This window comes from Actinomycetota bacterium, from assembly GCA_019347675.1.
Taxonomy (GTDB): Bacteria; Actinomycetota; Nitriliruptoria; order Nitriliruptorales; family JAHWKO01; genus JAHWKW01.
In genome coordinates this window covers 62,454-80,258 of record JAHWKW010000005.1, presented here as the reverse complement: position 1 = coordinate 80,258, position 17,805 = coordinate 62,454, and the positions used below count along the sequence as shown (strand labels likewise).

Genomic DNA, 17,805 nt, shown 5'->3' with positions numbered 1-17,805 from the left:
CCGGCAGCGTCGCCCGTCGTCAGCGGCGGGCGACCAACCCGTCGAGGATGTCGGCTTCGCTGGCGGTGAGCGCGTCGTACCCGAACCGGTCCAGGACGGCCTCGACCACCAACGCCCCGCCCAGGATGATGTCCTCACGGCCGGGGGCGACCGGGCCCAGCTCGCGCCGCTCGGCCGAGCGCAGTCCGGCCAGCCACCGGGTCAGGTCACCGACCGTCTCGCGGTCGACGACGGTGCCGTGGACGGCGTCCGCGTCGTACTCGTCGAGGTCGAGAGACAGCGCCGCCAGGGTGGTGACCGTCCCGGCCACGCCGATCAGCGAGCGACAGTCGCCGGGGTCGGCGTCCTGGCGCGCCAGCGTCTCCGCGGCGTGGTCGAGCTGGCCGGCGATCTCCGCCCGGGCATCCTGCAGCTCCTCGTCGGTGGGCGGGTCGGACGACAGCAGCCGTTCGGTGAGCCGGACGCAGCCCAGCTGCAGCGAGATCGACGCCTTGACGTCCCCGGCGCGGTCCCCGACGACGATCTCGGTCGAGCCGCCGCCGACGTCCAGCAGCGCAGCGGGGTGGCCGACGTCGAGCTTGGCGGTCGCCCCGTGGAACGCGGTGGCGGCCTCCTCCTCGCCGGACAGCACCTCGGCGTCGACCCCCGCCACCCGGCGCACCCCCGCGAAGAAACGCTCGCGGTCGGCGGCGTCACGGATGGCGGAGGTCGCAGCGATGCGCACGTCGCCCCGGACGCCGAACTCCTCCCAGCGTTGGCGGTACCGGCCGATCACATCCAGGGTGCGGGCCAACGCCTCATCGTCGAGCTCACCGGTCTCGTCGACGCCCTGGCCCAGGCGGGTGATCTCCATGTCGCGGGCGAGCGCATGGCCGTCGTCGTCGACGACGAGCACGCGGACCGAGTTGGTCCCCACGTCCACGGCGGCGCGGCGTCCCATCAGCCTCTGGGCCGCTGGTGAGGTGGCGCGGCGTGCTCCCAGGCGCCGGGCACCGCTGTGGGGGGCGGGAGCTCGCCGTATGCCTCGGCGAGGACGTCCTCGTCGACACACGGTCCCGGACACGGCATCGGCGTGACCTGCTGGTGGGTCTTGGCGCCGACCGGGTTGTCGGCGGTGGCCAGGAAGTGGGCGTGGTGGACGTGCAGGCACTTGATGTGGCCGGGCATGCCGCCGGCTGCGGGATCTTCCCGGATCGGCCGGTCCAGCGCGTCGCGGAAGGCGACGTAGCGTCCGGCTGCGGCGGCGTAGCCGGCCGCGAGCTCCGCGTCGGCCGCCAGGCTGGCGTTGAACGACCCCATCGTGCCGTCGGCCTCGAGCCGGCCGACGTGGCGGCGCGCCACCGGGCACACGAGCCAGAACACCGTCGGGAACGGCGTGCCGTCATCGAGGTACGGGGCGACGCGGACCACGGTGGGCAGCCCGTACACGCACCGGTGCACGACGGCGCTGTGACCGCGGGCACGCCGGCCCAGCTGCTGCGAGACCACGGCACGCTCGGTGGGTCCCATGGTCCGAGCCGCGGCGGCGCGCGCGTACGAGGGCTGGGGGTCGGCTCGGAGAGCATCCCCGGTGGGATCGCGAGCCGCGGACGTCACGGCGAGGCCGGTCAGCGGCGGGATTCGCGCTGGCGGCGCGCTTCCCCCTGGATCATCTGTGACTGGTGCATGAAGCGGCGCAGGCGCTTGTCGAAGTCCTTGTCCAACTTGCTCCGACGCGGCTGGGTCGGCTCGGGCTCCCAGTCGGGGTCCGCCTGCTTGATCGAGAGGTCGACCTTCCCGTCCTCCTTGATGTTGAGGACCTTGACCTCGACCTCCTGGTCTTCGGCGAGGTAGGCGAAGATGTTCTCGACGTAGTCCCGGTCGACCTCCGAGACGTGACACAGGCCGGTGACGACCTGCGGGTCCTCCGGGTTCTCGGGGAACAGGGGCACCTCCACGAACGCCCCGTACTCCTCGAGCCGGACGACCCTTCCCTTGATGATCATCCCTTCGCTGAGCAAGCGCCCTCCTGTCGGCATGGTGGCGAGCCCGTCCGAGGCCCGACCTGTGGGTTGAAGTTGTCCTCGTGGGACATGTCTTGGATCTGCCTGGGACCTGCCGTGTCGCGGCGATCGGACGCCCGGGGGTGCCCGCAGCCAGCCTACGGCTGCCTCTCGCGGCCAGCAACCGTCATGGCACGAGCGCATCGAGCAGGCGTCGGTACCACGGCCGCGGCGGCGGCGGGGCGGGTGAGGCCAGCCGGGGTCGGTCGGTCTCTGGGGTGATCACCACGTAGGGGATCTCTCCGGGTCTGACCAGCCCGAGCCGCTCGCGAGCGCGGAGCTCGACGTGCTCGGCGGTGGTGAGGTCGCGCTCACGTGCCTCCAGCCGGGCGATCTCCTCGCGGAGCGCCTCGCCCTTGGCATCGAGCAGCACCACACGTTCGCGTCCGTCGAGGTAGGTGGTCAGCGGCCTGGCCAGCATCAGCGCGGACACCGCCACGACGCCGACGACCGCCAAGGCCAGGGGGCGGTCGCCCGCCAGCACGGCCGCGACCGCGTCGCGACCACGTCCGGCTGCGCCCGCCACCGCCCGCCGCACCGGCGCCGGCGCCTGCCGGTGGCTGGCGCCGCGCCGGCCGGTGCTGGCGCCCCGAGTGGCCGCGGTCACGTCGCGCGCCTGGACCGGGGGAACGCCGCCCAGCCGGCGAACCGTGCCTGGTCGCCGAGGCGCTGCTCGATGCGCAGCAGCTGGTTGTACTTCGCGACGCGGTCGCTACGGGCCGGGGCGCCCGACTTCAGCTGTCCGGCGTTGACCGCGACCGCCAGGTCGGCGATCGTGGCGTCGTCGGTCTCGCCTGAGCGGTGGCTGACCATGACAGCCCAACCAGCGCGGTGGGCGACCTCGACGGTGTGCAGTGTCTCGGTGAGGGTGCCGATCTGATTGACCTTGATCAGGACGGCGTTGGCGGCCCCGAGCTCGATACCGCGGCGGACGCGGTCGACGTTCGTCACGAACAGGTCGTCACCGACGAGCTGGGAGCGCTCACCGATCCGCTGGTTGAGCAGCTGCCAGCCGTCCCAGTCGTCCTCGTCCATCCCGTCCTCGATCGACACGATCGGGAAGCGGTCGACGAGGTCCTCCTGCCAGGCGACGAACTCCTCGGCGGACATCCGGCGCCCTTCGCCCTGCAGGTGGTAGTCCCCGGCATCGCCGCGCAGCTCGGACGCAGCGATGTCCAGCGCCAACGCGACGTCGTCGCCGGGCGCGTACCCGGCTCGCTCGATCGCCTCGACCAGCAGCTCGCAGGCGCGGTCGTTGGTGGGCAGGTCCGGGGCGAACCCCCCCTCATCTCCCAGGCCGGTGGACAGACCACGGTCGGTGAGGACCTGCCTGAGGACCTGGTAGACCTCCGTCCCCATCCGCACGGCCTCGCGGAACGACGGGGCGCCGACCGGCGCGATCATGAACTCCTGCACGTCGACGTTGCTCGTTGCGTGTGCGCCGCCGTTGATGACGTTGAGCATCGGCACGGGGAGCAGGTACGCGCCCGGCCCACCGAGGTAGGCGTACAGCGGGAGTCCGCAGGATGCCGCGGCGGCCTTCGCCACCGCCAGCGAGACGCCCAGGATCGCGTTCGCGCCGAGCTTGGACTTGTCGTCGGTGCCGTCCAGATCGAGCAGCATGCGGTCGATATCGCGTTGCAGCGTGGCGTCGACTCCCTGCAGGTGCGGGGCGATGACCTGGTCGACGTTCGCGACCGCTTTCGTGACGCCCTTCCCGCCGTACCGGCCGCGGTCGCCGTCGCGCAGCTCGACCGCTTCGAACCGGCCGGTCGAGGCGCCCGACGGCACGGCCGCGCGCCCCAGCGATCCGTCGGTCAGCGCGGCTTCGACCTCGACGGTCGGGTTGCCGCGGCTGTCGAGGATCTCCCGGGCGTGCAGGGATCGGATTGATCTCGGCTCCACGCGGACGCCCCTTCGAACAACAGCAGTTGACAGTAGGCGACAGGACAGCGCTGCCGCAACGAGGCGTTCAGCGGTCCTGGTCGGTGTCGCCCTGGCGGGCGGCGAGCACCGCGACGCCTGCCCCGAGCAGGGTCGCCAGACCCACGAACAGGTCGCGTCGGCGGCGTGGCGCCAGCATCGCAGCGATCAGGCCGCACGAGACGCCGGCGCCCACGATCGTGGCCATCGCGCGGGCCGTCCCGGCCCCGTCGATCCGGTCGCGTGCCTCGGCCGCCGGGGGTCGGTCACGGTCCCAACCCTCGAGCACGTCGCGATCCTCGTCCCGTGTGACCGCCTCGGTGGGCCGGTCCGGCGGGCGGACGCTGCGGGCGGCGGTGGTCGGGGCCGGGTCGGCGACCGACGCCACGGCCCGCTCGGGGGGTTGCTCGGCGGCCTGTTCGGGCGGCTGCTCGGCGGCCCGCTGCAGCGCCCGGGCGTCGTGGAACTGGTCGGCCGTCAACGTGGTGGCGCATCGGGGGCACGCGGCCGGCTCGATCAGCAGACCCTGGACGAACGCGTTGCTGAGGAAGCGACCGCACGAGGAGCACTGGGGCGGCACCGCCACGGCCTCCTGTCGCTGGGCACCACCCAGACTACGCGACGGCTGTCGTGTGACGGGTCACCGCTGGGAGCGCTTGACCTGCTCCCACAGCGCCAGCCAGCCGTCACGGTCGAGGTCAGCCGGGTCGTGCCCGGCGACCTGTGCAGCGGCCAGCACCGCCTCGAACCGGCGCTGGAACCTGGTGGCCGCTCCTCGCAGGGCCGCCTCGGGGTCGACGCCGACGTGGCGGGCGGTCGCGACGACCGCTGACAGCAGGTCGCCCACCTCGTGCGCCCGGCGGTCGCCATCGCCTGCGTCGAGCAGTTCGTCGAGCTCCTGGCGGACGCGCTCGGCGGGTGCGGTGGCGTCGGCCCAGTCGAAGCCGAGCTTTGAGGCGCGCCGTTGGAGCTTCTCGGCCAGGGTGAGGGCCGGCAGAGCGCTCGGGATCCCCTCGAAGGGCCCGGTGCGCTGCTTCTCCTCCTGCTTGAGCACGTCCCAGCGGGCGATCACGTCCTGTGCCCCGGTGACCTCCACGTCGGCGAAGACGTGCGGGTGGCGACGCACCAGCTTGTCGGCGATGCCACGGGCGACGTCGTCGAGGTCGAAGGCGCCACGGTCGCTGGCGATCTGGGCGTGGAAGACGACCTGCAGGAGCACATCTCCGAGTTCCTCGGCGATGGCAGCGTCGTCACCGGAATCGATCGCCTCCAGCAGCTCGTAGGTCTCCTCGACCAGGTAGCGCCCCAGGGACGCGTGGTCCTGCTCCAGGTCCCACGGGCAGCCGTGCTCGGGGTCACGCAGGGCGCGTTCCACCTCCGCCAGACGAACGACCTGGACGCCGGCTGGCGGGAGGTGGAAGACGAACTCCACCTCGGCGCCGGAGCGGGCGGCCTCCATTCCCACCGTGCGGGTGAAGGCGTCGGTGTCGTCGGGTCCCAGCAGGTACACCGCGGTGCCCTCGACCTCGGCCAGGTCCAGCAGGGCCTGGGCGTAGCGGCGGTCCTGCGGCGACCCGGGCAGCGTCAGATCCATCCGCGACAGCTCGATCCCGGCAGGTTCCAGCCGCGCCACCGGCAGCTCGACCATCCGCAGGAACGGGGCTGACGGGTGCGAGTCGGGGTGACGCATCCAGATCAGGTCAGCACCGCTGAGCGCCTCCCAACACTGGAACGGGAACAGGGCCGGCAGCTGCTCGCACGATCCGACCAGGACGACGCGCGCCATCGACCGTCGCGATCAGCCGGCCGGCGTCGCCACCGACCCGTCCAGCCGGACGCTGCCGCGCTCGGGGATCGCGTCGGTGGGGATCACGGTCGCGGTGGCGGGGTCCCACCGGCCGATGCGGGGACCGACCCGCACGTCGGCTGCGGCGACGACCTCGCGGAACCACTCATCGAAGGCTTCCTGGGATGCCTCGGCCTGCAGCTCCTGGCGGATGCGGGGCTCGACCTCCGACAGTGGGACCTCGCGGAACCCGTTGACCTGGATCAGGTGGAAGCCGAACTGGGTCTGCACCGGGCCGACGACCTCACCGGGCTCGGCGTCCCACACCGCCTCGTCGAACGCCTCGATGTAGCGGCCACGCGGCTGCTCTCCGAGCGCCCCGGCGTTGACGGCGCTGAGCTCGTCGGTGGAGTGCTCCCGCGCCAGTTCGCCGAAATCGGCCCCCGCATCCAGCTGGGCTCGGAGGTCCTCGGCCTGCTCGCGGGTCTCCACCAGGATGTGGGACACGTCGGCCACCCGGTACTCGTCGTCGAGGGCCCGGTCGTACGCGGCCCGGATCTCGGCGTCGGTCACCTCAGCCTGGGCGGCGAAGTGCTCCTGGAGCCTCTCACGGCGGATCACCGCGGCGATCTGTGAGCGGATCTCGACCTCGCTCCGGCCGGCCTCGGCGATCTCCTGGCGGAGAGCCTCGGGGCCGCCGAACCGTTCGGCCAGCTCGTTGAACCGCTCCTCGACCACGTCTTGGCTGACTTCGATCCCGAGGTCACCGGCGGCGCGAGCCGCGATCTCGTCGCGGATCAGCTGCGTGAGCGTCTCACGCTGCAGCTGCTCGACGGCCGCGTAGTCCTCGGGCGCGGGGCGGTCGTCGCTCTGGCGTTGGGCGTCGACCAGGACCGCGAGCGTGTCGGTGAGGATGTCGTGGCCGTCGACGGTGGCGGCGATCTCTCGACCGACCGCAGCGCTGGCGCAGCCGGCGATCAGCAGGGCGAGAGCCGCGGCGGCGCCCGCCACCCGCGTCTTGACACGCACGAGGATGACTCCAGGGATCCAGCGAGGCGTCAGGCTACCCCGTCCCCGCGCGGACGGCCGTGACGGCGCGGGGACGGCGTGGCGGCGGTCCGCGCCCCGTCCGGACGCCGCCGCTTGGCGCGACGCAGGTCGTGGACGGCCAGCACCGCGAAAAACTCCGCGACCGTCACCCCGGCGATGGTGGCGGGTCCGGCCGTGCCCAGGTGGTAGCTGAGCAGCAGGCCAACCACCACCCCCACCGCGCCGAAGCCCATGGCCGCGACCATCATGGTCGGGACCCGACGGACGACCAGCGCGGCGCTCGCCGGAGGGCCGACCAGGAACGCGAAGACCAGCAGGACGCCGACCGCCTGGAACGACGCGATGATCGCCACGGTGATCAGGACCAGCAGCGCAGCGTGCGCCAGTCCCGGTCGCATCCCCAGCGCGGCGGCTTTGCGTTCGTTGAACGCCAGCACGATCAACGGCCGGTACAGCACGACCGAGGCCACCAGCACCACCACGGCGGCGACGGCGGTCGCCCGGATGTCGGCGGCCGTCACCGCCAGGATGTCGCCGAACAGGATCACGGTGAGGTCACCGGCGTAGGATCGCGCCTTGCTCGCGATGATCACCCCGAGCGCGAGCATCCCCACGAACAGCAGCCCGATGCCGACGTCCTCGCTGAGCCGGGAGCGGCGGTGGACCAGCTCGATCCCGGCGAGCATCACCGCCGCAGCCACGGCGGCACCTGCGATCAGGTTCAAACCGAACAGGTAGGCCACCGTCAGCCCGGGCAGGACGCCGTGCGCGAGGGCGTCCCCGAGGAAGGTCATGCCGCGCATCACCACCCAGGTGCCCGCGACCGACGTCACGACCACCACGACCACCCCGGCGAGCAACGCCCGCTGCATGAAGCCGAAGACGAACGGCTCGGTCAGCCACTGCACGGCGACTCCCCCGTCACGGCGCGAGCGCGTCGGCGATGCGCTGGGCGTTGGTGGTCATCATCCCCAGGTAGGTCTCCGCGCCCGAACCCGGCCGGCCCAACGCGTCGCTGTACAGCTCGACGACCGCGACCTCGCCGCCCACCTCCGCACGCAGCGCCTCGACCAGCCGGGCCGAGCCGATCGACTCGGTGAACACCGCGGGGACGCCGGTGGTGCGGATGACCTGCGCGAGGTCAGCCAGTTGGCGCGGGCTGGGCTCGGCCAGCGTCGTCCCGCCGGGGACCACCGTGCCGACCAGCCGGAAGCCGTACCGCGCAGCGAAGTAGCCCAACGACGCGTGGTTGGTGATCAGCGTGCGGCGCTCGTCGGGGACGGCCGCGAGCGTGTCGACGATGCGCTGGTGGGTCTCGAGCACCTGGCTGCGGTAGGACGCTGCGTTGGCGGTCGCGGCCTCGGCCACGTCCGGGGCGGCCTGCGCCAGGTGATCGGCGATCACGGTGACCGCGTCCGCGACACGGATCAGGTCCCACCAGAAGTGGGGGTCGAGTGCGCCGTGTGGATCGACGTCGACGTCGGCGTCGTCGTCGGGCTGGGGGTTGCGTTCGGGGTCGCGTTCGTCGGCCTGGTGGGGGCTCCCATCCTCGAACGGGATCGGGTCGACGTGCTCGGCGACGTGGACCACCGCCGCCCCCTCGCGCGCGGCGGCGTCCAGTTCGGCCAGCAGCCGCTCCTCCAGCTGCAGGCCGTTGGCCACGACCAGGTCCGCTTCGCGCAGCATCTGGACCTGAGCGGCGGACGGCTCGAAGGCGTGCGGGTCGACGCCCGCCCCGATCAGCACGTCGACGCGCCCCGCGTCGCCCATCACGTTGCTGACGATGTCACCCAGGATCGAGGTTGTCGCGACGACGTGCACCTCGCTGCGGGCGTCGGGGCCGGCACCGCCGTTCCGCCCTCCGCACGCGCCGAGTGCCGCCACGCCCGCGACGAGGACGGCGGCGGCCAGCACGCGCCCCGCGGCCCCGCCCGCCAAGCGGGTGGCCGACCATATCCTGGTGTCCAACCGGCGGCCTTCAGACGCTGGGTGCTGACCTTACAATCATATTAGGAACGATTCTCGACTCGTGTGGGGACCATCGACGTGGGCAGCGACCGGTCACCGTCGCACCGGGCCGCGGACGCGGTCCGCGCCGACGGGCTCGTCGTCACCTACGGCGATCATGTCGCGCTCGAGTCCGACCACCTGCAGGTCCCTGTTGCTGTCATCACGGCGGTGATCGGCCCCAACGGGTCGGGGAAGTCCACGCTGCTGGCGGCGATCTCGGGGATCGTCGAACCGGCCGCGGGCACCATCGAGGTCCTGGGCCAGCGGCCCGGCGCGACCCGCGGACGGGTCGCTCATGTGCTGCAGGACACCACCGCGAACGCGGCCGTGCCGCTGACCGTCCGGGAGATCGTCCGCATGGGCCGCTACGCCCGCCGGGGACCGTTCCGTCCGCTGACGGTGGGCGACCACCGGGCCGTGGACCAGGCTCTGGAGCGACTGCAGATCAGGGACCTGCAGCGCCGTCACCTCAGCGAGCTGTCGGCGGGCCAGCGCCAACGGGTGTACGTCGCACAAGGGCTGGCCCAGGAGGCGGACCTCGTGCTGCTCGACGAGCCGGCCACGGGGCTGGATCTCCCGTCACAGGCCCAGATCACGGCGATCATGCGTGAGCTCGTCGCCGCCGGCCGGACCGTGATCCACGCGACCCACAGCGTGACCGAGGCAGCCGACGCCGACCACGTCGTGCTGCTGGCCACCCGCGTGGTCGGCTCCGGGACGCCCGCGAAGGTCCTGCAGCCGCACCTGCTTCAGGCCGCCTACGGCGGGCAGGTGCACGTGACCGCCGACGGGGCGGTGATGATCGACGACCCGCACCACCCGCACTGACGCCAGTAGGCTCGGCGCATGGGCTCCCAGTTGCATCGCACGGTCGAGCAGCGGCTGCGCCGGGCCCGGTCGCGGTACACGCGCGGACGCCGACAGCTGGTCGATCTGCTGGCGGATGCCGGTCGCCCGGTCACGATCGGAGAGCTCCTCGACGGGGGCAGCGGCCTGTCGCAGAGCTCGGTGTACCGCAACCTGCAGGTCCTGGAGCAGGCCGGGGCGGTGCGGCGCTTGGTGACCGCCACGGACCCGGGTGCCCGGTTCGAGCTGGCCGAGGACCTGACGTCGCACCACCACCACCTGATCTGCAACGTGTGCGGGGGGATCGAGGACCTCCAGCCGTCAGCCCCGATCGAGCGCGCCGTGGCCCGGCTGACCAGTGAACTGGCCGCCGCCGACCGCTTCGCGACCGAGCACCACCGGCTCGATCTGGTCGGCACCTGCGCCGACTGCCGCTGAGCGCCGGCGGTCACCGCCCCGGCGCGCCCAGCACGTCGCGGAGCGTCGCCGCGACCCAGGCCACGATGTCGTCGACGTCGGGCGGGAACGGGACCTCGAGCACCTCCGCGGTCGACCGCCACCGTGCCCGCGGGTGCAGGCGCTGGAGGCGCACCTGCTGTGAGTCGGTCAGGTGGACCGGTGACGCGCGCAGCACGCGGCGAGCCGGACCGGCGGTGGCCGCACCGCCCAGCAGGACCACCTCGGTGATCCCCCATCGCCGCAGCGCCGCCTTCAGAGCAGCGACGTTGAGGAGACGCTCCGCAGGCGGCGGGAGCCGCCCGAACCGGTCGGCGAGCTCCTCGCGGAGAGCCTTGACCCCGGCCGCGTCACCAACGGCCGCGATGCGCCGGTACAGGTCCAACCGGAGCTTCTCGTCGGGCACGAACCCGTCGGGCAGGTGCGCATCGACCGGAAGCTCGAGCTTGACCTCGATCTCCTCCTCGATCGGCTGCCCGGTGAGGTCGGCCACCTCGTGCTTGAGCATCTCGGTGTAGGTATCGAACCCGACCGCCGCGACGTGGCCCGACTGCTCGGCACCGACGACGTTGCCGGCGCCGCGCAGCTCGAGGTCGCGGAGCGCGATCGCCAGTCCCGATCCCAGCCGGGCGTGCTCGCCGACCGTCTGCAGCCGCTGGTAGGCGCCCTCGGTGATCGCCGCACCGTCGGGGGGGAAAAACAGGTACGCGTACCCGCGCTCGGTGGCGCGACCGACCCGTCCGCGGAGCTGGTGCAGCTGGGCGAGGCCCAGCAGGTCGGCCCGCTCGATGATCAAGGTGTTGGCGTTGGGCACGTCGAGACCGGACTCGATGATCGTGGTGCACAACAGCACGTCGAACTCCCGCTCCCAGAAGCGCACCATGACGCGTTCGAGCTGGTCCTCGGGCGTCTGACCGTGCGCCATCTCGACGCGAGCGTCGGGGACGAGCTCGCGTAGCCGTGCGGCGGCCTGGCCGATGGTCGCGATCTGGTTGTGCACGTAGAACACCTGCCCCTCGCGGAGCAGCTCCCGGCGGACGGCCAACGCCACCTGCGCGTCGTCGTAGGGGGCGACAACCGTGTGGACGGGCTGGCGGTCCTCGGGTGGGGTCTCGATCACCGACAGGTCACGGATCCCCGAGATGGCCATCTCCAAGGTGCGCGGGATCGGCGTGGCCGACATCGACAGCACGTCGACGCTGGTCCGCAGCTGTTTGAGGCGTTCCTTGTGGCGGACCCCGAAGCGCTGCTCCTCGTCGACGATCACCAGGCCGAGGTCCTTGAAACGGACGTGTCCGCCCAGCAGGACGTGCGTCCCGATCACCACGTCGATCGTCCCGGCCGCCAGCCCGTCGAGGACCGCCCGGCGCTCCGCGGACGACACGAACCGGCTGAGCATCCGCACGTCGACCGGGAAACCGGTCAGGCGCTCGCGGAAGGTCTCCAGGTGCTGCTGGGCCAGCAGCGTGGTGGGGACCAGGACGGCGACCTGCTTCCCGTCGAACGCGGCCTTCGCCGCGGCGCGGATCGCGACCTCCGTCTTGCCGAAGCCGACATCGCCGGTGAGCAAGCGGTCCATCGGCAGTGGCGCCTCCATGTCCCGTTTGATCTCGTCGACCACGACCAGCTGGTCAGCCGTCTCGACGTGCTCGAAGGCGTCCTCGAGTTCGCGCTGCCACTCACCGTCCGGGGAGAACGTGGTGCCCGGTGCATGCAGGCGCGCGGTGTACAAGCGGATCAGCTCGGCGGCGACATCGCGGACGGCGCCGCGAACCCGTCGCTTGGCCCGCTCCCACTCGGCGCCGCCCATCCGCATCACCGTGGGCTGGTCGGCGCCGGCGTACCGGGTGATCGCGTCGACCTGATCGGAGGGGACGAACAGCGCGTCCCCCTTGGCGTAGTCCAGAACGACGTAGTCGCGGGCGGCCAGCGCCCCCGACGGGGTGGGGACCTGGCGGGTCTGCATCCCGCGGTAGCGGCCCACGCCGTGCGTGCGGTGCACCACGTAGTCGCCGGGCTCGAGATCCAGGACCGCCTCGTGGGCGGTCGCCCGGGTGCCGAGCCGGCGGCTGGCGGCCCGGCTGCGGCGGACCCCGAACACGTCGTACTCGCCGAGGACCGCCACGCCGAGGTTCGCGCTGAAGAAGCCCTCACGCAGGGTGCTCGCCACGACCTCCGCCCGCCCCGGGTCGTCCTCGGCGACGGTGTCGACCAACCCGACCGGGACGCCCTCTTCGGCCAGGATCTGCGACAGCCGCTGCGCCGGTCCGTGGCCGCCAGCGGTCGCCACGATGCGGTGCCCGTCGACGGCGACCTTCCCCAGGCGGTCGGCGACGGCGGCGATGTCACCCCGGAACGACTCCCACGGTTCGGCCTCCAGCGGCGTCGTGGCGCCCGGCCGCGCGGCGAAGGGGGTGAGCTCCCACGTGGGGCCGGGTGCGCGGTCGACGAACAGCTCCAGGTCGACGTACCCGGCGTCGACCGGCCGGTGACCCGCCGCTGTCTCCCAAGCGATCTCCAGCAGCGCCTCCGCCTCGTCGCGGAGCTTGCTCGCGCGTTCGCGGACCAGGATCGGATCGACGATCGCGACACCGCCGGCCGGGGCGAACTCCGGGAGCAGCTTCAGGCGCGGGTGCAGCAGCGTCACCAGCGACTCCACCCCCTCGAACATCAGCCCGTCGGCGAGCTGGTGGAGGCGATCGGCGATGCTGGGGAAGGCGGTGGCCAGCTGACGGGCCCGTTGTCGGATTTCGGCGTCGACGACCAGCTCGCGGGCCGGGTCGATGCGGACGGTGGCGGCCGGTCCCGTCGAACGCTGATCGCCGACCGCGAACGTCCGCAGCGACTCGACATCGTCGCCCCAGAACTCGATCCGGACGGCCTGCGCCCCGGCCGTGGGGAACACGTCGACGATCCCGCCTCGAACAGCGAAGTCCCCCCGCGTGTGCACCTGCTCGACCCGGTCGTATCCGAGCTCGACCAGCATCTCGATCAGCGCATCGAAGCCACGGTAGTGCGCATCGACGGTCAGGGGCGCACGGTCGCCGAGCTTGGGGTCCATCGGCTGCAGTGCCGCGCGGATCGGCGCCACCACCGCCAGCAGCCGCCCCGGGTGCGCATCGGCGTCCGGGCGGACCAGCCGATCAAGGACCGCCAGCCGCTGCCCGACGGTGGCCGGTTGGGGACTCAGCCGCTCGTGGGGGAGCGTCTCCCACGGCGGGAACAGCGCGACGCGGTCGGCGCCGAGGAACGTCGACAGCGCGTCGGTGAGCGACTCGGCGTCCGAGACGCGGGCCGTGACCACCACCAACGGGGGGGAGCGCTCGGCCAGGAGCGCCAACAGGTACGGGCGGACCGCCGGACCAGCCACCAGCGTGCCCTCACCGAGGACGTCGGCGAGCTGTTGGCGCCCGGGGACGAGCAGGCCCGCGAGCGGGCCGCCGGACACGGGTGTGGGAGGGTGCACGTCCCCATGATGCCGTCGGTGGCCGGCGCCAACGAACGCCGACAGCGGTCCGTGCCGGTGTTACGTTCCTGACGGGTCGAGACGTCGAGGGCGCGGTGCGACGACTACTGCAGATCGCGGGCGTGCTGATCCTGCTCGCCGTCGTCCTGGCGGTGGTGGGGTTCCTGCTGCGAGCGCTGCGCTGGCTGCTGGTGATCGCCGCCGTGATCCTGGTGATCGGGGCGTTGGTCGGTTACCGCGCGCAGCGCAGCACGTCCTGACGACCGGCGACCCGACGACGGGTCAGGGTGACCGCCGGTGGAAGCGGTTCTGAGCCACCTCGAGCCCGTCATGGACCAGGACCAGGACCGCGTCGCAGGCTTCCTCGAGCGACACGTCGATCGTCTCGCGTTGCTCGCGCGAGAACGGCCGCAGCACGTAATCGCGCGGATCCATCCGCCCCGGCGGACGCCCGATGCCGATGCGGACGCGGTGGTAGTCGCGGATCGACAGCCGCCGGTCGATGTCGGCGAGGCCCCTGTGGCCGCCCGATCCCCCGCCCCGCTTCAGCCGGATCTCACCGACGTCCAGGTCGAGGTCGTCGTGGACCGCGACGATGCGCTGGGGCGCGACCTTGAACCACCGGGCGGCACGCTGCACCGGCCCCCCGGACTCGTTCATGTACGACAGTGGCCGGGCGAGGACCAGCCGTGCGTCACCGCGGCGGCCCTGTGCGACCACGCACCCGACACGACGGTTGGGTGACAGCGCAACGCCGAGTCGGCGCGCCAACGTCTGCACCGCCTCGGCCCCGACGTTGTGGCGGGTGCCGCCGTACTCCGCGTCGGGGTTGCCCAGGCCGACCACCAGCCAGCGGTCGGCGTTCATCCCCGCCGCTCGACGTTGGCGGTCTCCGATCAGCCCTCTCGGCCGCCTGCCGCGGTGTGCTCCGGCTCGGGTCGCTCGCTCCCGATCGGGGCGTCCTCCTGGCCCTCAGCCAGCGGCGCCTCCTCAGGCTCGAGCGCGGCGGCGGTCTCCGGCTCCTCCTCCTCGGGGGCTTCGATGACGGTCGGGGCGGTGACCGTCACGACCGTGCGGTCTTCTTCGATGTCGAACTCGGCGCCTTGGGGCAGTTGGATGTCCTCGACACGCAGCACGTCACCGATCACCAGGTCGACGACCGACAGCGTGAACGAATCGGGGATGTCCAGTGGCCGCACCCGGAGCGGAACGGTGTGCAGCACGTGGTTGACCACACCCGGTGACGCCACCTCCTCCAGCCCCTCGAGGTGGATGGGGACCTCGACGCGGATCAGCTGCTGGCGGTGCAAGGCGACGAAGTCGACGTGCAGCACATCTCCACGGACGGGGTGACGCTGAACCTCCCGGGCGATGGTCAGGTGCTCGTCGCCGTCGACCTGCAGGCGGATCAGCGCGTTGAGACCAGCGGAGGTGTGCAGCGCGTGGTAGAGGTCGCGGGCGTCCACGTGCAGCTTGGTGGGCTCGACGCCACGGCCGTACACAACGGCAGGGACGCGACCGTTGGCCCGCAGTCGCCGCGCCACGGAACGCCCGCTGTCGGTGCGGGTGTCGGCAACCAGCTTCACCTGTTCAGCCATGGTCCTACAGCTCCTTCACCACGATCGTTCGGCGTGGTCGGTCCGACCGGAGGCGGGGCGGTTCCGACGTGGCCGACGCTACTTGGAGTGAACAGGCGGCCTTGACCCAGGTTACCGACGGCGTCGTCGGGGCGGCAACGTCACACGTTCTCGCCGCGGAAGATCTCCGACACCGACTGGTCCTCGAACACCGCCTTCAACGCCGAAGCGACGATCGGCGCGATCGACAGGACCACCATCTTGTCGATCCGGTGCTCCAGCGGGATCGGGAGGGTGTTGGTCACCACCAACGTCTCGATCTCGGACGTGCGCAGCCGTTCGGTGGCCGGCCCGGACAGGACCGGGTGGGTGGCACACGCAACCACCCGCGCCGCGCCGTGGTCCTTGAGGACCCGTGCGGCCTCGGTGATCGTCCCGGCCGTGTCGATCATGTCGTCGACCACCACCGCCACACGGTCGCGGACGTCGCCGACGACCTCGAGGACCTCGGCGATGTTGTGCGCGGTGCGTCGCTTGTGCAGGATCGCGATCGGGGCGTCGAGGTGGCTGGCGAACTTCTCGGCGAGCCGCACCCGCCCCGCGTCCGGGGAGACCACCACCGGCTCGCCGCCGTCGAGCTGGTCGCTGAGCCACCCGGTCAGGAGCGGCAGCGCGGTCAGATGATCGAACGGGTCGTCGAAGAAACCCTGGATCTGGCCGGTGTGCAGGTCGATCGACATGATGCGGTCCGCACCCGCCGAGATGAAAAGGTCGGCCATGAGACGTGCCGAGATCGGCTCGCGCGACAGGGTCTTCTTGTCCGCTCGCGAGTAGCCGTAGAAGGGGATAACCGCACAGATGCGCTTGGCCGACGCGCGCCGCAACGCATCCACCATGATCAGCTGCTCCATGATGTGATCGTTGATCGACATGCCGTCGCGCGCCGCACCGGTGTGCGACTGGATCACGAAGGCGTCGGCACCCCGGACCGACTCCATGTACCGGCAGTACAGCTCGCCGTTGGCGAAGCGGGACAGCTTCGCCTCGCCGAGTCGCATGCCGAGGTGGTCGGCAACCTCACGGGCGAACTCCGGGTACGACGACCCGGAGAAGATCATCATGCGCTTCTTGGTGACGACTTCCACCGTCCCCTCCGCCTTGGCGGACCGTGCGCCCCCGCGTCACCCAGCGTACAAGCGTGCGCCGCCACCGTCGTCTGCGATCACGACATGGGGACCTAGCGCCCGCGGCCCTCCTCGCGTTGCCGCCGTCGTGCGGCCCACCCGTCGATGTTGCGTTGCCGCGCCCGCGCGACCGCCAAAGCGTCGGAAGGGACGTCGTTGGTGATGGTCGACCCGGCGCCGGTGACCGCCCCGTCCCCGATCCGCACCGGCGCGATCAGCATCGAATCCGAGCCGATGAACGCCCCGTCGCCGATCAGCGTCTCGTACTTGCCGTACCCGTCGTAGTTGACCGTGACCGTCCCCGCGCCGACGTTGACGTCGTCACCGATGGTGGCGTCACCGACGTACGACAGATGCGGGACCTTCGAGCCCTCTCCCACGGTGGAGTTCTTGATCTCGACGAACGTCCCCGCCTTGGCGCCGCGCTCCAGGCGAGTGCCGGGGCGCAGGTACGCGTAGGGGCCGACCGACACGTCGGGACCGATCGACGCTGCCACGACGGTGGACTGCTCCACGTGCGCGCCGTCGGCAACCTCGGCGTCGACCAGCCTCGTGAACGGTCCCACCGTTGCGCCGTCGCCGACCCGAGTCCGGCCCTGCAGGATGCTGCCGGGCAGCACGACGGTGTCGCGCCCCACCGTGACGCCGACGTCGATGTACGTCGTGGCCGGGTCCACGACCGTCACCCCCGAGCGCATCAGTTCCTCGAGGCAACGGCGACGCAGGACGGCGGCGGCGGCCGCGAGCTCGACCCGGTCGTTGACCCCGCGGACCTCGTCGATGTCGGCCTCGACCGTCCGGACGGTATGGCCACGTTCCGCCAGGATCCCGACCACGTCGGTGAGGTACTGCTCGCCCTGGACGTTGTCAGCATCCAGGGCTCCGAGCACGTCCGCGAGTACGTGGCGGTCGAAGCGGTACATCCCGGCGTTGACGTGGCGCAGTTGGCGCTGCTGGTCGGTCGCGTCGGTCTCCTCGACGATGCCCACGACCCGACCCGTGTCGTCGTGCAACAGTCGCCCGTACCCGGTCGGGTCGTCGAGCTGCACCGACAGCAGCACCGCATCGGAGTCGATGTCGGCGTCGGCGAGCCGCTCGAGCGTCGAGGGGCGCACCAGCGGCGTGTCACCGGGCAGCACGAGCACTCGGCGGATCGAAGCGTCGAGCGCCGGTAGCGCCTGGCGAGCGGCGTGGCCGGTGCCTCGCTGCTCCTCCTGTGTGACCGTCATCAGGCGGTGGAAGTCGGCCGCGTCGGCCTCCTGCGTGACCGCGTCGGCTTGGTGGCCGACGACCACAACGACCTGTCCGAGACCGAGCGGACGGAGCGCCTCCAACACGTGGCGCAGCATCGTTCGACCCGTCACCGGGTGCATCACCTTGGCCCGATCGGACCGGAAGCGGGTGCCGAGGCCGGCGGCGAGGACGACGGCGGCGAGATCGTCGCGGGCGGGAGAGGTCATGGCGC

18 protein-coding genes are annotated in these 17,805 nt (G+C 71.9%); 3 read left to right on the top strand and 15 right to left on the bottom strand.

The features are described from left to right. Positions 1-19: 19 nt before the first annotated feature. The 10 genes from KY462_04605 to KY462_04560 form a co-directional block, all read right to left on the bottom strand. Complete coding sequence (locus KY462_04605; protein MBW3577014.1) at positions 20-940, bottom strand: Ppx/GppA family phosphatase; 921 nt, start codon at positions 938-940, stop codon at positions 20-22. Continuing rightward, the gene (locus KY462_04600; protein ID MBW3577013.1) at positions 940-1,509 is read right to left on the bottom strand and encodes a DUF501 domain-containing protein; all 570 of its coding nucleotides are present in this window, start codon (positions 1,507-1,509) and stop codon (positions 940-942) included. The genes KY462_04605 and KY462_04600 overlap by 1 nt, the downstream gene beginning before the upstream one ends. 98 nt (positions 1,510-1,607) lie before the next feature. Continuing rightward, positions 1,608-2,000, bottom strand: coding sequence for a S1 RNA-binding domain-containing protein (locus KY462_04595; GenBank protein ID MBW3577012.1), 393 nt, complete (start codon positions 1,998-2,000; stop codon positions 1,608-1,610). Between the two features lie 169 nt (positions 2,001-2,169). Next, positions 2,170-2,649: a septum formation initiator family protein gene (locus KY462_04590; protein MBW3577011.1), complete on the bottom strand. Its 480-nt coding sequence runs from the start codon at positions 2,647-2,649 to the stop codon at positions 2,170-2,172. Then, on the bottom strand, positions 2,646-3,947 hold the full coding sequence (eno, locus tag KY462_04585) for a phosphopyruvate hydratase (protein MBW3577010.1): 1,302 nt from the start codon (positions 3,945-3,947) through the stop codon (positions 2,646-2,648). The genes KY462_04590 and eno overlap by 4 nt, the downstream gene beginning before the upstream one ends. Before the next feature lie 67 nt (positions 3,948-4,014). After that, on the bottom strand, positions 4,015-4,551 hold the full coding sequence (locus tag KY462_04580) for a hypothetical protein (GenBank protein MBW3577009.1): 537 nt from the start codon (positions 4,549-4,551) through the stop codon (positions 4,015-4,017). A gap of 54 nt (positions 4,552-4,605) precedes the next feature. Beyond that, a complete protein-coding gene (mazG, locus tag KY462_04575; protein ID MBW3577008.1) occupies positions 4,606-5,424 on the bottom strand; it encodes a nucleoside triphosphate pyrophosphohydrolase in 819 nt (272 codons plus the stop codon). Between the two features lie 339 nt (positions 5,425-5,763). Continuing rightward, positions 5,764-6,780, bottom strand: a complete 1,017-nt coding sequence (locus KY462_04570) for a peptidylprolyl isomerase (protein ID MBW3577007.1) — start codon at positions 6,778-6,780, stop codon at positions 5,764-5,766. 29 nt (positions 6,781-6,809) lie between these two features. Beyond that, on the bottom strand, positions 6,810-7,673 hold the full coding sequence (locus tag KY462_04565) for a metal ABC transporter permease (protein MBW3577006.1): 864 nt from the start codon (positions 7,671-7,673) through the stop codon (positions 6,810-6,812). Between the two features lie 49 nt (positions 7,674-7,722). Continuing rightward, on the bottom strand, positions 7,723-8,769 hold the full coding sequence (locus KY462_04560; GenBank protein MBW3577005.1) for a metal ABC transporter substrate-binding protein: 1,047 nt from the start codon (positions 8,767-8,769) through the stop codon (positions 7,723-7,725). Positions 8,770-8,847: 78 nt separating this feature from the next. On the opposite strand from KY462_04560, the gene KY462_04555 reads away from it, so the two are divergent. Together KY462_04555 and KY462_04550 are read left to right on the top strand one after the other, a co-directional pair. Further along, complete coding sequence (locus KY462_04555) at positions 8,848-9,639, top strand: ATP-binding cassette domain-containing protein (GenBank protein ID MBW3577004.1); 792 nt, start codon at positions 8,848-8,850, stop codon at positions 9,637-9,639. Positions 9,640-9,657: 18 nt separating this feature from the next. Continuing rightward, positions 9,658-10,095: a transcriptional repressor gene (locus KY462_04550; GenBank protein MBW3577003.1), complete on the top strand. Its 438-nt coding sequence runs from the start codon at positions 9,658-9,660 to the stop codon at positions 10,093-10,095. A gap of 10 nt (positions 10,096-10,105) precedes the next feature. Here the strand turns inward: KY462_04550 and mfd are convergent, their stop codons facing one another. Beyond that, on the bottom strand, positions 10,106-13,579 hold the full coding sequence (gene mfd / locus KY462_04545; GenBank protein MBW3577002.1) for a transcription-repair coupling factor: 3,474 nt from the start codon (positions 13,577-13,579) through the stop codon (positions 10,106-10,108). 95 nt (positions 13,580-13,674) lie between these two features. Between mfd and KY462_04540 the strand changes: the two genes are divergently transcribed. After that, complete coding sequence (locus tag KY462_04540; protein ID MBW3577001.1) at positions 13,675-13,839, top strand: hypothetical protein; 165 nt, start codon at positions 13,675-13,677, stop codon at positions 13,837-13,839. Positions 13,840-13,861: 22 nt separating this feature from the next. Here the strand turns inward: KY462_04540 and pth are convergent, their stop codons facing one another. The 4 genes from pth to glmU form a co-directional block, all read right to left on the bottom strand. Then, positions 13,862-14,446 (bottom strand): aminoacyl-tRNA hydrolase, encoded by a 585-nt coding sequence (pth, locus tag KY462_04535; GenBank protein MBW3577000.1) that lies wholly within the window; start codon positions 14,444-14,446, stop codon positions 13,862-13,864. Between the two features lie 29 nt (positions 14,447-14,475). Next, the gene (locus KY462_04530) at positions 14,476-15,177 is read right to left on the bottom strand and encodes a 50S ribosomal protein L25/general stress protein Ctc (protein MBW3576999.1); all 702 of its coding nucleotides are present in this window, start codon (positions 15,175-15,177) and stop codon (positions 14,476-14,478) included. A 140-nt stretch (positions 15,178-15,317) separates the two neighbouring features. Then, on the bottom strand, positions 15,318-16,277 hold the full coding sequence (locus KY462_04525) for a ribose-phosphate diphosphokinase (GenBank protein MBW3576998.1): 960 nt from the start codon (positions 16,275-16,277) through the stop codon (positions 15,318-15,320). 116 nt (positions 16,278-16,393) lie between these two features. Beyond that, positions 16,394-17,800: a bifunctional UDP-N-acetylglucosamine diphosphorylase/glucosamine-1-phosphate N-acetyltransferase GlmU gene (gene glmU / locus KY462_04520; protein MBW3576997.1), complete on the bottom strand. Its 1,407-nt coding sequence runs from the start codon at positions 17,798-17,800 to the stop codon at positions 16,394-16,396. Positions 17,801-17,805: the final 5 nt, after the last annotated feature.

Coding starts and splice junctions, on each gene's coding strand:
- KY462_04605 (MBW3577014.1), bottom strand. CDS start 940: ATGGGACGCCGCGCCGCCGTGGACGTGGGGACCAACTCGGTCCGCGTG.
- KY462_04600 (MBW3577013.1), bottom strand. CDS start 1,509: ATGGGACCCACCGAGCGTGCCGTGGTCTCGCAGCAGCTGGGCCGGCGT.
- mazG (MBW3577008.1), bottom strand. CDS start 5,424: ATGGAGGCCGCCCGCTCCGGCGCCGAGGTGGAGTTCGTCTTCCACCTC.
- KY462_04565 (MBW3577006.1), bottom strand. CDS start 7,673: ATGCAGCGGGCGTTGCTCGCCGGGGTGGTCGTGGTGGTCGTGACGTCG.
- KY462_04550 (MBW3577003.1), top strand. CDS start 9,658: ATGGGCTCCCAGTTGCATCGCACGGTCGAGCAGCGGCTGCGCCGGGCC.
- pth (MBW3577000.1), bottom strand. CDS start 14,446: ATGAACGCCGACCGCTGGCTGGTGGTCGGCCTGGGCAACCCCGACGCG.
- KY462_04530 (MBW3576999.1), bottom strand. CDS start 15,177: ATGGCTGAACAGGTGAAGCTGGTTGCCGACACCCGCACCGACAGCGGG.
- KY462_04525 (MBW3576998.1), bottom strand. CDS start 16,277: ATGATGATCTTCTCCGGGTCGTCGTACCCGGAGTTCGCCCGTGAGGTT.
- glmU (MBW3576997.1), bottom strand. CDS start 17,800: ATGACCTCTCCCGCCCGCGACGATCTCGCCGCCGTCGTCCTCGCCGCC.